Annotated in this window: 15 protein-coding genes; 1 reads left to right on the top strand and 14 read right to left on the bottom strand. The window is 69.4% G+C overall.

Annotated features, from left to right (window positions below; genetic code table 11):
* Positions 1-6 precede the first annotated feature (6 nt).
* The 10 genes from G3573_RS04830 to glyA all read right to left on the bottom strand — a co-directional run bounded on the left by G3573_RS04830 (position 7) and on the right by glyA (position 9148).
* Entirely contained in the window at positions 7-2139 is a 2133-nt protein-coding gene (locus G3573_RS04830) for a sodium-translocating pyrophosphatase (RefSeq protein WP_163259721.1), read from the bottom strand.
* Between the two features lie 197 nt (positions 2140-2336).
* Entirely contained in the window at positions 2337-2768 is a 432-nt protein-coding gene (locus G3573_RS04825) for a hypothetical protein (protein ID WP_163259720.1), read from the bottom strand.
* Between the two features lie 211 nt (positions 2769-2979).
* Complete coding sequence (thiL, locus tag G3573_RS04820; RefSeq protein WP_163259719.1) at positions 2980-3948, bottom strand: thiamine-phosphate kinase; 969 nt, start codon at positions 3946-3948, stop codon at positions 2980-2982.
* Entirely contained in the window at positions 3935-4468 is a 534-nt protein-coding gene (nusB, locus tag G3573_RS04815) for a transcription antitermination factor NusB (RefSeq protein ID WP_163259718.1), read from the bottom strand. The genes thiL and nusB overlap by 14 nt, the downstream gene beginning before the upstream one ends.
* Positions 4468-4905: a 6,7-dimethyl-8-ribityllumazine synthase gene (locus tag G3573_RS04810; protein ID WP_163259717.1), complete on the bottom strand. Its 438-nt coding sequence runs from the start codon at positions 4903-4905 to the stop codon at positions 4468-4470. Before G3573_RS04810 ends, nusB begins: the two co-directional genes overlap by 1 nt.
* A 1-nt stretch (position 4906) precedes the next feature.
* Positions 4907-6043 carry a 3,4-dihydroxy-2-butanone-4-phosphate synthase gene (gene ribB, locus G3573_RS04805; protein WP_163259716.1) on the bottom strand — a complete coding sequence of 379 codons (1137 nt, stop codon included), beginning with the start codon at positions 6041-6043 and terminating at the stop codon, positions 4907-4909.
* On the bottom strand, positions 6040-6630 hold the full coding sequence (locus tag G3573_RS04800) for a riboflavin synthase (RefSeq protein ID WP_163259715.1): 591 nt from the start codon (positions 6628-6630) through the stop codon (positions 6040-6042). The genes ribB and G3573_RS04800 overlap by 4 nt, the downstream gene beginning before the upstream one ends.
* Entirely contained in the window at positions 6630-7349 is a 720-nt protein-coding gene (locus G3573_RS04795) for a RibD family protein (protein ID WP_163259714.1), read from the bottom strand. Before G3573_RS04795 ends, G3573_RS04800 begins: the two co-directional genes overlap by 1 nt.
* On the bottom strand, positions 7346-7822 hold the full coding sequence (gene nrdR, locus G3573_RS04790) for a transcriptional regulator NrdR (protein WP_163259713.1): 477 nt from the start codon (positions 7820-7822) through the stop codon (positions 7346-7348). Before nrdR ends, G3573_RS04795 begins: the two co-directional genes overlap by 4 nt.
* Positions 7823-7849: 27 nt before the next feature.
* Positions 7850-9148, bottom strand: coding sequence for a serine hydroxymethyltransferase (gene glyA, locus G3573_RS04785; RefSeq protein WP_163259712.1), 1299 nt, complete (start codon positions 9146-9148; stop codon positions 7850-7852).
* A gap of 202 nt (positions 9149-9350) precedes the next feature.
* Between glyA and G3573_RS04780 the strand changes: the two genes are divergently transcribed.
* Positions 9351-9788, top strand: coding sequence for a MucR family transcriptional regulator (locus tag G3573_RS04780; RefSeq protein WP_163259711.1), 438 nt, complete (start codon positions 9351-9353; stop codon positions 9786-9788).
* 47 nt (positions 9789-9835) lie between these two features.
* Here the strand turns inward: G3573_RS04780 and G3573_RS04775 are convergent, their stop codons facing one another.
* The 4 genes from G3573_RS04775 to G3573_RS04760 all read right to left on the bottom strand — a co-directional run bounded on the left by G3573_RS04775 (position 9836) and on the right by G3573_RS04760 (position 13157).
* The gene (locus G3573_RS04775; RefSeq protein WP_163259710.1) at positions 9836-10027 is read right to left on the bottom strand and encodes a hypothetical protein; all 192 of its coding nucleotides are present in this window, start codon (positions 10025-10027) and stop codon (positions 9836-9838) included.
* Complete coding sequence (gene hemA / locus G3573_RS04770; protein WP_163259709.1) at positions 9999-11222, bottom strand: 5-aminolevulinate synthase; 1224 nt, start codon at positions 11220-11222, stop codon at positions 9999-10001. Before hemA ends, G3573_RS04775 begins: the two co-directional genes overlap by 29 nt.
* Positions 11223-11424: 202 nt before the next feature.
* Complete coding sequence (gene mmsB, locus G3573_RS04765) at positions 11425-12318, bottom strand: 3-hydroxyisobutyrate dehydrogenase (protein WP_163259708.1); 894 nt, start codon at positions 12316-12318, stop codon at positions 11425-11427.
* Positions 12319-12392: 74 nt separating this feature from the next.
* A complete protein-coding gene (locus G3573_RS04760) occupies positions 12393-13157 on the bottom strand; it encodes a class I SAM-dependent methyltransferase (RefSeq protein ID WP_163259707.1) in 765 nt (254 codons plus the stop codon).
* Between the last annotated feature and the right edge of the window lie 19 nt (positions 13158-13176).

The raw sequence follows: 13176 nt of genomic DNA, 5'->3' as shown, positions 1-13176 counted from the left end.
CTTTGATCAGCCGATGTTGCCGCTCGCCAGCACCGCCAGCAGCAGAAGCGCGACGATGTTGGTGATCTTGATCATCGGGTTCACGGCCGGGCCGGCGGTGTCCTTGTAGGGATCGCCGACGGTGTCGCCCGTGACGGCGGCCTTGTGGGCGTCGGAGCCCTTGCCGCCGTAGTTGCCTTCTTCGATGTACTTCTTGGCGTTATCCCAGGCGCCGCCGCCCGAGGTCATCGAGATGGCCACGAACAGGCCGGTCACGATGACGCCCATCAGCATGGCGCCCAGGGCCGCGAAGGCGTTCGCCTTGCCGGCGATGGCCATGACGGCCACGAACAGCACGATCGGCGACAGCACCGGCAGCAGCGACGGGATCATCATTTCCTTGATCGCGGCCTTGGTCAGGATGTCCACGGCACGGCCGTATTCCGGCTTGGCCTTGAACTCCATGATGCCCGGGATCTCGCGGAACTGACGACGGACCTCGGCCACCACCGCCTCGGCGGCGCGGCCCACGGCGGTCATCGACATGCCGCCGAACAGGAACGGCAGCAGGCCGCCGAACAGCAGGCCGACCACCACGTACGGGTTGGACAGGTCGAAGGCGACGTCGCCCAGGCCTTCGAAGAACGAGCCCGGCGCGGCGTTGGCCGAGAAGTACCTCAGGTCCTGGGTGTAGGCCGCGAACAGCACCAGGGCGCCCAGGCCCGCCGAACCGATGGCGTAGCCCTTGGTGACGGCCTTGGTGGTGTTGCCGACCGCGTCGAGGGCGTCGGTGGAGACGCGCACTTCCTTCGGCAGGCCCGCCATTTCGGCGATGCCGCCGGCGTTGTCGGTGACCGGGCCGAAGGCGTCCAGCGCGACGATCATGCCGGCCAGGGCCAGCATGGTGGCCGTGGCGATGGCGATGCCGAACAGGCCGGCAAGCTGGTAGGTGATGACGATGCCGGCGACGATGGTCAGGGCCGGCAGGGCGGTCGACTCCAGCGACACCGCGAGACCCGCGATGACGTTGGTGCCGTGGCCGGACTGCGAAGCCTTGGCGATCGCCTTCACCGGGCGGAAGTTGGTGCCGGTGAAGTACTCGGTGATCATCACGATGGCCGCGGTGACGCCCAGGCCGGTGACGCCGCACCAGAACAGGTTCATGGCCTCGATGACTTCGCCGCCCGAGGTCGTGACCGTGGCCGGGATCAGGTACTTGATCACGCCGTAGACGGCGGCGATCGACAGGACGCCGGTGACGATCAGGCCCTGGTACAGGGCGCCCATGATGTTGGTCTTGCCCTTGCCGAGGCGCACGAAGAACGTGCCCGCGATCGAGGTGAAGATGCAGACGCCGCAGATGGCCAGCGGCAGCAGCATCATCGAGCCCACATAGGCCGTGCCGGCGAAGAAGATCGCGGCCAGCACCATGGTGGCGACGATGGTCACCGCGTAGGTCTCGAACAGGTCGGCGGCCATGCCGGCGCAGTCGCCGACGTTGTCGCCCACGTTGTCGGCGATGGTGGCGGCGTTGCGCGGATCATCCTCGGGGATGCCGGCCTCGACCTTGCCCACCATGTCGCCGCCCACGTCGGCGCCCTTGGTGAAGATGCCGCCGCCCAGACGCGCGAAGATCGAGATCAGCGAGGCGCCGAAGCCGAGCGCCACCAGGGCGTCGACCACCTTACGGTCGGTCGGCTCCAGGCCCAGCACCTGGGTCAGGACGTAGAAGTAGCCCGCCACGCCGATCAGGGCGCCGCCGGCCACGAACAGGCCGGTCACCGCGCCGGCGCGGAACGCCAGGCTGAGGCCCTTTTGCAGGCTCTCCGAAGCGGCCTGGGCCGTGCGGACGTTGGCGCGGACCGAGATCAGCATGCCGGCGTAGCCGGCGGCGCCGGAGAGCACCGAGCCGATCAGGAAGCCGATGGCGGCGTACTGGCCGATCAGGAAGTAGCCGGCGACCAGGATGACGATCCCGACGATGGCGATGGTGGTGTACTGCCGCCGCAGGTAGGCGGACGCGCCCTCCTGGATGGCCGCGGCGATCTCCCGCATGCGTTCGTTGCCGGCGTTCGCCTTCAACAGGGCGGACGTCTGCACCGCACCGTATAGAAGACCCGCCAAGCCGGCCACGATGACCAGCACGAGCGTGTTACTCATAATCGAAGCGCCCCTCTTTTTGTGCGCGGACCTGCCGAAGACCGGAGAATTCCCCCCTCCGCCTTCGAAAGATCTCCTCCCAAGCCTGTCGGGAATCAGTAGAGACGCTTCCCGACATGGTCGCGGGAAAGTGCCCGAACGGCAAAGCCTGCGCAACCGTCGGCGAACAGCGGTCTATTCAGTTGAATTCTTGAGCTTTACCGACGCCGGTCGAAGCCGGTGCGGCGGCGCGGAGTCTGGTTCAGAATCTCGACGGCCTGGATCTGGCCGGGACCGGCGATGGCGGCCGCGTCGCGCATCAGCGACGCCTTCAATTTGGCCTCGTCGAGACGGGTCAGATCGTCGGCCACGGTGAAGGGCGTGCGGTGCGCCGCGCGCACCAGGGCGTCGCGGAAGTACGGCTCCTTGGCCTTCAGAACCACGGGATCGGCGCGGGGCGTCAGCACCACCCGGATGGCGACGAACACGTAGTTGCGCAGCCGCCCGCCCTCGATCACCGGCAGGGCCGTCGGCGACAGGTCGACGTACTGACCTTCCGGCTTCTTCTCAGCCGTCTCCGACGCAGAGGCGACGGCCGCAACCGACGAGGCGGCGACGAGGGTGACGGCGAAGAGATCGCGACGGCGCATGAGAGCGGGATAGCGGCGATCGGTTAGCGGAGGGTTTCCCCTTCTCCCCTTGCGGGAGAAGGTGGCCGGCGGAGCCGGCCGGATGAGGGGTGTCAGCGCCTAGCTTTCAGGACAAGGAAAGTCACGGCGCTGAACGGTTCGAAAGTAGCGCTAGCACCCCTCATCCGACGCGCTCCGCGCGCCACCTTCTCCCGCAAGGGGAGAAGGAAAGTCAGGTATGCCGCCAGCCGCTCCGCCCGACCTCGACGGGGCGGCCGTCGTGAAGGACGCGCACGCCCTCCCCTTCGACCACCCGGCCGATCACCACCGCGCCCTTGAAGCCGGCGGCGTCCTCGGGACGCACGGCGGCGGCGATCTCGTAGTCGTCGCCGCCGGTGGCCAGCGCCACCAGTGCGGCGGCGCGATCCGGCTGGTGGTCCAGCCAGAACCTCGCCGGCTGGGACAGCGGCAGGCGGTCGAGGTCGATCTCCACGCCCACCCCGCCAGCCTCGGCCACGTGGCCGAGGTCGGCGACCAGGCCGTCGGAGATGTCGATCGAGGCGTGGGCGGCGCGGACCTGCTCGGCCAGGCCGGTGCGGGGCCGCGGCAGGCGATAGCGGTCGACCAGCTCCTCGCGTTGGCCGCCGGTCAGTTCGGAGAGCTCGCCCCGGCGCGCGCGCAGGCCCAGCCAGCCGTCGCCGATGGTGCCGGAGACGATCATCAGGTCGCCGGGCTCGGCGCCGGCGCGCGAGGGACTGCGGCCCATCGGAACCCAGCCCAGCGCGGTGACGGAGACGGTCAGCGGCCCCGGCGTGGAGACCGTGTCGCCGCCCAGCAGGCGCACGCCGAAGGCGTCCTGGTCCTCGCGCAGGCCGCGCGCGAACGCCTCCCGCTCGGGCCAGCCGCAGCGGGCCGGCCAGGCGATCGCCAGGAAGTAGCCGAACGGCTCGGCGCCCTTGGCGGCCAGGTCCGACAGGTTCACCCGCAGCGCCTTGCGCGCCACCAGGTCCAGCGGATCGTCAGGCAGGAAGTGGACGCCCTCGACCAGGGCGTCCTTGGTGACCACCAGGTCCCAGCCGGCGCGCATGCCCAGCACGGCCGCGTCGTCGGCCAGCTCGCGGGCCTCGGGCGCGCCCTCGGTCAGCGGCCGGAACAGCCGCGCGATGGTGTCGAACTCGTCCGGCCGGTCAGGCGCGGACATCGCGCGAAACGCCGTCCAGCGCGGCGTTGACGAACTTGGCCTCGGCCTCGTCGAAGAACGCCTTGGCGATCTCGACGTATTCGTCGATCGCCACCTCGGTCGGCACGTCCTTGCGTTCGGCCAGCTCCCAGACGCCGGCGCGCAGCACGGCGCGCAGGGTGGCGTCGATGCGTTCCAGCCGCCAGTTGGAGGCCAGCCGCTTGGTCACCGCCGCGTCGATCTTGGCCTGGCCGGAGACCACGCCCCGCACCAGCTCGGCGAAGAAGGCTTCGTCGGCGTCGGCCAGGGTCTCGCCCTCCAGGTCGCCCTGGAAGCGGTGGTCGGAGAACTCGCGGATCACGACTTCGACGCCGGCCCCGGTCATCTCCATCTGGTAGAGGGCCTGGACCGCGGCCAGCCGCGCCACGGTGCGCGCGCGGCGCTCCTTGGACGACAGCTTGGAGTCCTGGGCGCCGCCGGCGGCGTTGAGGTGGTCGATCACCTCTTTGAGGCTGTTCGGGCGCGGCGTGGCGTCGGTCATCAGCGGTCGCCTTTGAAGACGCGCTTCAGCGCGATCATGTCGAGACAGGCGCGGGCGGCCGCGCCGCCCTTGTCGCCTTCGTTCACCCGGGCGCGGGCCCAGGCCTGGTCCTCGTCCTCGACGGTCAGGACGCCGTAGCCGATGGCGTTGCCCTCGAGGGTCAGGTTCATCAGGCCGCGGGCGGACTCGCCGCAGACGTAGTCGTAGTGGGTGGTCTCGCCGCGGATCACCACGCCCAGCGCGACGAAGCCGTCGTAGCCGCCGGCGCGGGCGGCCATGGCGATGGCGGCGGGGATCTCGAAGGCGCCCGGGACGGTGATCGTCTCGTGCTCGGCCTCATACGAGTCCAGCGTCGCGCGCGCGCCGGCCAGCAGCTCGTCCTGCAGATCGGAATAGAACCGTCCTTCGACGATCAGGACGCGGACCTTGTCGCTCACCTTAGGACTCCAGTTCGTCGAAGCTCTTCCAGCCGACGATCTTCAGGCCGTAGCCGTCGAGGGCCGCGGGCTTGGGTTGGGTGGAACTGAGCGCGATCATCTCGCGCACCCCGAGGTCGAGCAGAATTTGCGCCCCGACCCCGTAGTCGCGCAGCCCATGCGCCGCTTCGGCGTGCTTGTCCACCCCGCTGAACCGCTCCGACAGACCGGCGGGATTGGGGTCGCGCAGGAAGACGATGACGCCCGCGCCCGGGTGCTCGCTCACCGCCTTCATGGCCATCGGCACGTAGCACTGGCGCGCCTCGACATGGCCCAAGAGGTCGGTGGCGAAGTCCACCTGGTGCATGCGCACCAGGGTCGGCTTGTCGGCCTCCACCTTGCCCTTGACCAGCACCACGTGCTCGGTCCGGTCGATGGTGTTGCGGTAGACCATCAGCCGGAACGGCCCGCCGTGGACGCTCTCGAACGGCGTCTCCAGCGCGCGCTCGACAAAGCGCTCGGTGCGGCGGCGATAGGCGATCAGGTCGGCGATGGTGCCGATCTTCATGCCGTGGGTCTGGGCGAAGGCGACCAGGTCCGGCAGGCGGGCCATGGTGCCGTCGTCGTTCATGATCTCGCAGATCACGCCTGACGGATACAGGCCGGCCAGGCGCGAGATGTCGACCGCGGCTTCGGTGTGGCCGGCGCGGACCAGCACCCCGCCCTCGCGGGCGACCAGCGGGAAGACGTGGCCGGGGCTGACGATGTCGTCGGCGTTCTTGGTCGGATCGACCGCCACGGCGATGGTGCGGGCCCGGTCGTGGGCCGAGATGCCGGTCGTGACCCCTTCGCGCGCCTCGATCGAGACGGTGAAGGCGGTGCCCATGCCGGTGCGGTTCTCGGCCGCCATCGGCGGCAGGCGCAGCTGGCGGGCGCGCTCCTGGGTGATCGACAGGCAGATCAGCCCGCGCGCGTGCTTGGCCATGAAGTTGACCAGCTCGGGCGTGGCCATCTGGGCCGGGATGATGACGTCGCCCTCGTTCTCGCGGTCTTCCGCGTCCACGAGGATGTAGGGACGGCCGTTGCGGGCGTCCTCGATGATGTCCTCGATCGCGGAGATCGGGCTGTCGTTCAGGTTCGCGGCGGTTTTCAGGGTCATGCGGTTTCTCGCCAGCGCGCGGCGTAGCGCGCCAGCACGTCGATTTCCAGATTCACTCGCGCGCCGGGCTTCAGCCGGTTCAGCGTCGTCACCGCCCATGTATGCGGGATCAGGTTCACGCCGAAGAGGTCGCCCTCCACTTCGTTGACCGTCAGGGACACCCCGTCGAGGGTGACGGAGCCCTTCGGGGCGATGAAGCGGTGCAGCGGATCGGGCGCGCGCACCTTGACCCGCCAAGAGTCGCCGTCGGCCTCGACCGCCACGACCTCGCCCGGGGCGTCGACGTGGCCTGCGACAACATGTCCGCCCAGTTCGTCGCCGACCTTCAGCGCGCGCTCCAGGTTGACGGGATCGCCGACCGTCCAGTCGCCCAGCGTGGTCTTGGCCAGGGTCTCGTTGCTGAGCTCGACCGCGAACCAGCCCGGGCCCTTGTCGACCACGGTCAGGCAGCAGCCGGCGTGGCTGATCGAGGCGCCGAGATCGACGCCTGACGTGTCGTAGGCGGTCTCGATCTCGAAGCGGCGCTTGCCGCCGGTGTCCGCGACCGCGCGAACGCGGCCCACGTCGGTGACGATACCCGTGAACATCAGACCCTCTCGTAACGCTCCCACAGGTCGTCGCCGAGGGCCTCGACCGCAACCCTGCGGAAGCGCGGCGCGCCGGAAAGTTCCTTCAGGACGAAGCCGCCGATCGCCGGCCGGCCCTCGTCGCCCAGCACGATGGGCGCGCGAAACCATTCGATGTTGTCGACCAGGCCGGCCTCGATGAAGCTGGCGGCGACCTGCCCGCCGCCTTCGACCAGCACCCCGCCGGTCAGGCTCAGCAGCTTGCCCAGGGCGGCCTCGTCGCGAACCTGCACGACCCGCGCGCGCAGCCGCTCGCGCTGGTGCGCCGCCAGCGCGTCCAGCGCCGCGGCCAGGTCAGGGCGGCCATCCTTCTCGGCCACGCGCAGCACGGTGACTCCCGCCTCGACCAGGCGCTCGGCCGGCTCGCTCACGGTGACCACCACGGTGTCGATCCGCTCGGCGTCAGCGACCAGCTTCGAGGCCTGCGGCAGGCGCTGGCGGCTGTCCAGGACGACGCGGGTCGGCTGGCCGCCGACGAAGCCCGGCAGGCGCACGGTCAGGGCGGGATCGTCGGCGATGGCCGTGTCCACGCCGACCAGGATCATCTGGTGCATGGCGCGCAGCAGATGCACCTGCTCGCGCGCGCGCTCGCCAGTGATCCACTTGCTCTCGCCGCTGGCGGTGGCGATGCGGCCGTCGAGGGAGGTGGCGAGCTTCAGCGTGACCCGCGGACGGGTCATTCGTGCTCGCCCTCGCCGCCCTCCGACAGCCCCTCCTCCGCCAGGAAGCTGGCGAAGTCCTGGGTCTCGCGGAAGTCGCGATAGACCGAGGCGTAACGGACGTAGGCGACCTCGTCGACGCCCTTCAGCGCCTTCATGACCAGCTCGCCGATCACGTCGGACTTCACCTCGGTCTCGCCCAGGCTCTCCAGCTGGCGCACGATGCCGGAGATCATCCGCTCCACCCGGTCGGGCTCGACCGGGCGCTTGCGCAGCGCGATGGCCAGCGAGCGCTCCAGCTTCTCGCGGTCGAAGGGCGTGCGGCGCCCCGATCGCTTCAGCACCATCAGCTCGCGCAGCTGCACGCGCTCGAAGGTGGTGAAGCGCCCGCCGCAGGACGGGCACGAGCGACGGCGCCGGATCGCCGCGCCGTCGTCCGACGGGCGGGAATCCTTCACCTGGGTTTCAGCGTGACCGCAGAATGGACAGCGCAACGGCTCGGCCCCCTAAAGCCTGACGTCTCAGTAGATGGGGAACCGGCCCGTCAGGTCCAGCACCGCCTGACGCACGCGCGCCTCGACGGCCGCGTCCGGGGTCCCGTCGGGCGCCAGGCCGTCGACCACGTCGGCGATCAGGTGGCCGATCTGCTGGAACTCCGCCACGCCGAAGCCGCGGGTGGTGCCGGCCGGCGTGCCCAGGCGGACGCCCGAGGTGACCGTGAACGGCTTGTCGTCGAACGGCACGCCGTTCTTGTTGCAGGTGATCAGGGCCCGCTCCAGGGCGTGCTCGGTCGCCTTGCCGGTGGCGTTCTTCGGGCGGAGGTCGACCAGCATCAGGTGGCTGTCGGTGCCGCCCGAGACGATCGCCAGGCCGCGCTCGACCAGCACCGCGGCCAGGGCCTGGGCGTTGGCCACGATCTGCTTGGCGTAGAGCTTGAACTCCGGCTTCAGCGCCTCGCCGAAGGCCACGGCCTTGGCGGCGATGACGTGCTCCAGCGGCCCGCCCTGCAGGCCCGGGAACACCGCCGAGTTGATCTTCTTGCCCAGCTCCTCGTCGTTCGAGAGGATCATGCCGCCGCGCGGGCCGCGCAGGGTCTTGTGGGTGGTGGTGGTCACCACGTGGGCGTGCGGCAGCGGGTCCGGATAGACGCCGCCAGCCACCAGGCCCGCATAGTGGGCCATGTCGACCATCAGGTAGGCGCCGACGCTGTCGGCGATCTCGCGGAAGCGCTTGAAGTCGATCTTGCGGCTGTAGGCCGAGGCCCCGGCCAGGATCAGCTTCGGCTTCTCGCGCTCGGCCATCTCGGCCACGTGGTCGTAGTCGATCAGGTGGGTGTCCTGGCGGACCGTGTAGGTCACCGGGCGGAACCACTTGCCCGACTGGTTGGCCGGGCTGCCGTGGGTCAGGTGACCGCCGGCGGCCAGATCCATGCCCAGGAAGGTGTCGCCCGGCTGCAGCAGGGCCATGAACACGGCCTGGTTGGCCTGGGCGCCGGAATGCGGCTGGACGTTGGCGAAGGTGCAGCCGAACAGCTGTTTGGCGCGCTCGCGGGCCAGGTTCTCGGTGACGTCGACGTACTCGCAGCCGCCGTAGTAGCGACGGCCCGGATAGCCCTCGGCGTACTTGTTGGTCAGCACCGAACCCTGCGCGGCCAGCACGGCGCGCGAGACGATGTTTTCGGACGCGATCAGTTCGATCTGCTCGCGCTGGCGCTTCAGCTCGCCCTCAATGCCCGCGAAGATTTCGGGGTCGGCCTTCTCCAGCGGCGAGGCGAAGAAGTCTTGGTGGGTGAAGGCGGACGCGGCGGCGGGTGCGGTCACGGTCAAGAATCCGTCAGCGGCGAATGGAATGCGGCCCTGTTTACGCCCCGCCTGCGCAGGGGATCAACCGAAACAGGGCCGTCGATTGGAACTCCAGCGGAACCGGAGCGTTGAACGTAACGGTGGGCGGGGATGGGACTTGCGAAGTCACGCGAGGTCCAGACGCATGGGGCGTCCCGCAACTTGAGGGGCTGGTCAGCGTATGAATTTGCATAGCGAGATCGAGGCCGAGCGCCGCCAGGACTTGTTACGCCTGAGCGCGGAAGTGGTTTCTGCGTACGTCACGCAGAACCCGCTCCAGCCGCAGGCCATTCCGGAACTGATCCATTCCGTGCACCAGACGCTGACGCGGCTGGGCGAACCGATCGAGGCCCCGCGCCCGCTGGAGAAGCAAAAGCCCGCGGTGCCGGTCTCGAAATCCGTCCAGAACGACCACATCGTCTGCCTGGAAGACGGCAAAAAGCTGAAAATGCTGAAGCGCTACCTGCGCTCCAAATACGACATGACCCCGGAAGATTACCGGCGGAAATGGAACCTGCCGCCCGACTACCCCATGGTCGCCCCGGCCTACGCCGCTCGCCGGTCCGACTTCGCCAAGCAGATCGGCCTGGGCAAGGGCGTGCGCCGGCGCGTCGGCTGACCCGTCCACCGCGGAAAAGCAAAAAGGGCCCCGGTCGGGGCCCTTTTTCATTTCGCCAGCAGCCGATTCAGCTTCATCACCGCCAGCCGCTCCAGCGCTGACGGATCGCTGGCCGGGCCGACGGCGGCCGCCTCGGTTCCGGTCCGCGAGCACACGGCCGAGCACTTCAGCCAGGCGCCCTGGCGGACGAACTCGACCAGGATCGCGCCCTCAGGCGGCGATGCGCGTCCGTTTGACATTGCAGCGGGTCCACAGCGCGTCCATGGCGCCCACCAGTTCGGCCATCATGCCGTCGTCGTGGCCGGGCGAAGGCGTGAAGCGCAGGCGCTCGGTGCCCTTGGGGACGGTCGGATAGTTGATCGGCTGCACGTAGACGCCGTGCTCTTCCAGCAGGAAGTCCGAGACCATCTTGCAGTGCACGGGGTCGCCCACGAACACCGGCACGATGTGGCTGACCGAGGGCATGACCGGCAGGCCGGCCTCGGCGAACAGCCGCTTCAGGGTGGCGGCGCGCTCCTGGTGAGCGTCGCGAATCTGCGGGTTGTTCTTCAGCCAACGGATCGAAGCGGTCGCGCCCGCGGCCACCACCGGCGGCAGCGAGGTGGTGAAGATGAAGCCCGAAGCCCACAGGCGGATGGCGTCGACCAGGTCGGCGTCGCCGGCGATGTAGCCGCCGACCAGGCCGAAGGCCTTGCCCAGCGTGCCCTCGACGATGTCGATCTCAGCCATGACGCCGTCGCGCTCGGCCACGCCGGCGCCGCGAGCGCCGTACATGCCCACCGCGTGGACTTCGTCCAGATAGGTCAGGGCGCCGTACTTCTTGGCCAGGGCGATGGTGCCGGCCAGGTCGGCGATGTCGCCGTCCATCGAATAGACCGACTCGAAGGCCACGATCTTGGGCGCGTCCGCCGGCGCGGCGGCCAGCAGCTCTTCGAGGTGCTCGAGGTCGTTGTGGCGGAAGACGTGCTTCTCGCAGCCGCCGTGCCGGATGCCGGCGATCATGGAGGCGTGGTTCAGCGCGTCGGAGAAGATGATCAGCCCCGGCAGGATCTTGGCCAGGGTCGACAGGGCCGCCTCGTTGGCGACGTAGCCCGAGGTGAACAGCAGCGACGCTTCCTTGCCGTGCAGGTCGGCCAGCTCGGCCTCCAGCTCGACATGATAGCGGGTGGTGCCGGAGATGTTGCGGGTGCCGCCGGAGCCGGCGCCGGACTCTTCAAGAGCCGCGTGCATGGCCTCGAGCACCGCCGGGTGCTGACCCATGCCGAGGTAGTCGTTGGAGCACCAGACCGTCACGTCGCGGGAGGTGCCGTCGGCGCGCGTCCACGTCGCCCGCGGGAACTGGCCCCGCTTGCGCTTGAGGTCGGCGAACACGCGGTAGCGCCCCTCAGACCGAACCTTTTCGACGGCGGCCCGGAAAGCGGCCTTGTAGTCCATCGCGACATCCTCAACCCGGGAACCGTCCGCGACGGGACAGCTCCCCCGAGTCCAAACTGGGCCGGCTTCTCGCACGAGCACGACCAGAGTGTCCACCTAGGTGACGGCTGGCGTCCACCTAGGAGAACTACTTACCGAACGGTACTTCGCGAAACGCCGCAGGCACTTCGCGAATAACTCTCACTCACGTTGCGAACAGTTCTCAGGCGAGCTCATCGAGCTTGCCGCGGAGCAGCTGAATCACCGCCGAGAAGTCCTTCCCGCCGTAGCCCAGGCGGTCGAACATGGCGTACAGCGCCTCGGCCTGGGCGCCCATCGGCGTGGTCGCGCCGGCCTTGGCGGCGGCGTCCTGGGCCAGCTTCAGATCCTTCAGCATCAGCGCGGTGGCGAAGCCGCCGGCGTAGCCGCGGTTCGACGGGGCGGTCTCGACCAGGCCCGGCACCGGCGCGTAGCTGGTCATCGACCAGCACTGGCCCGACGACTTGGACGCCACGTCAAAGAACTTCTGGGCGTCCAGGCCCAGCCGCTCGGCCAGCGCGAAGGCCTCGCAGGTGCCGATCATCGAGATGGCCAGCAGCATGTTGTTGCAGATCTTGGCCGCCTGCCCCGCCCCGTGGTCGCCGGTGCGGATCACCGCGCGCGCCATCGGCTGGATCACCTCGTCGATGCGGGCGAATTCGGCCTCGTCGCAGCCGACCATGAAGGCCAGGGTGCCGGCGTCGGCCGCGGCGGTGCCGCCGGAGACCGGGGCGTCGGCGAACACGAAGCCGGCGGCCTTGGCCAGGCCCGCCACCTTGCGGGCGGTGTCGACGTCGATGGTCGACGAATCGATCAGCAGCGCGGTCTTCGGCGCGTTCGGCAGCACGTCCTCGCTGAACACCTTCAGCACGTGCGGGCCGGCCGGCAGCATGGTGATGACCACGTCGGCGCCCTGCACCGCCTCGGCCACCGAGCCCGCCGCCGTGCAGCCGTGCGACACGGCGCGGTCCAGCGCATCCTTGGACAGGTCGAAGGCGGCGACCTGGCGGCCCGCCTTGGCCTGATTGGCGGCCATGCCGCCGCCCATGGCGCCCAGTCCGATGAAGGCGATCCGCATCGTCAGTTCTCCGTCCACGTGATTTGCGCGGACGAATAGGCCGTTCCGACGCGGACCGCCACCGCTTCGCGCGGTCAGTGCTTCGGTTTGCGGAACTTGTAGACGAACTGGGAGGTGTGGCCCCGGATCGACTTGTCGAACACGTTGGCGGTGCGCGGATCGGCCGGGTTCTTCAGCACGTCCAGCTCGCCCTCGAACACGAAGCCCGCGGCGGTCACCTCGCGCTTCACGATCTCCGGATCGATCCGGTGCAGCTCCAGCGACTCAGGGCCGGCGCCCGGCAGGGAGTCGTGGTCGATGACCAGGAAGACGCCGCCGGGCTTGAGCGCCGCGAACACCGCCTTGTTGAAGGCCGGCACGTCGGCCGGGCCCATGAATTTCTCGTGCAGGTCGTGATAGTTCTGGGCGGTGAACACCAGGTCCACGGCCTCGGGCGCGGCGAACTGGGCGGCCGGCACGAAGCTGGCCTTCACGTTCGGCGTGGCCGGGTCGGCGTTCAGCTTGTTCAGGGCGTCCTCCGCCCGCTGGCCGAACTTCTCCTGGGTCTCCTTCGGCGCGATCGAATAGACCCGGCCCTCGGGGCCCACGGCGCGGCTCAACACGCGGGTGAAGTAGCCGCCGCCCGGCCAGAAATCGACCACCACCATGCCCGGCTTCACGCCGGCGAAGTCCAGCATGGCGGCTGGCTTGCGGTCGGCGTCGCGGGCCCGGTCGGCCTCGGGACGGGCCGTGTCGGCGACAGCCGCGGCGTTGGCGGCGGTGTCCGGCCCCGACATGGGCATGGAGGCGCAGGAGGCGAGCAGGAAGGCGGACAGACCGACGGCGATCAGCGAGCGCATGGAGCGTTTCCCCCGAAAT

It is taken from the genome of Caulobacter sp. 17J65-9 (assembly GCF_010975005.1).
Lineage (GTDB): Bacteria > Pseudomonadota > Alphaproteobacteria > Caulobacterales > Caulobacteraceae > 17J80-11.
Note: the sequence above shows the minus strand (reverse complement) of the source record. Positions and strands in the feature narration are given on the sequence as shown.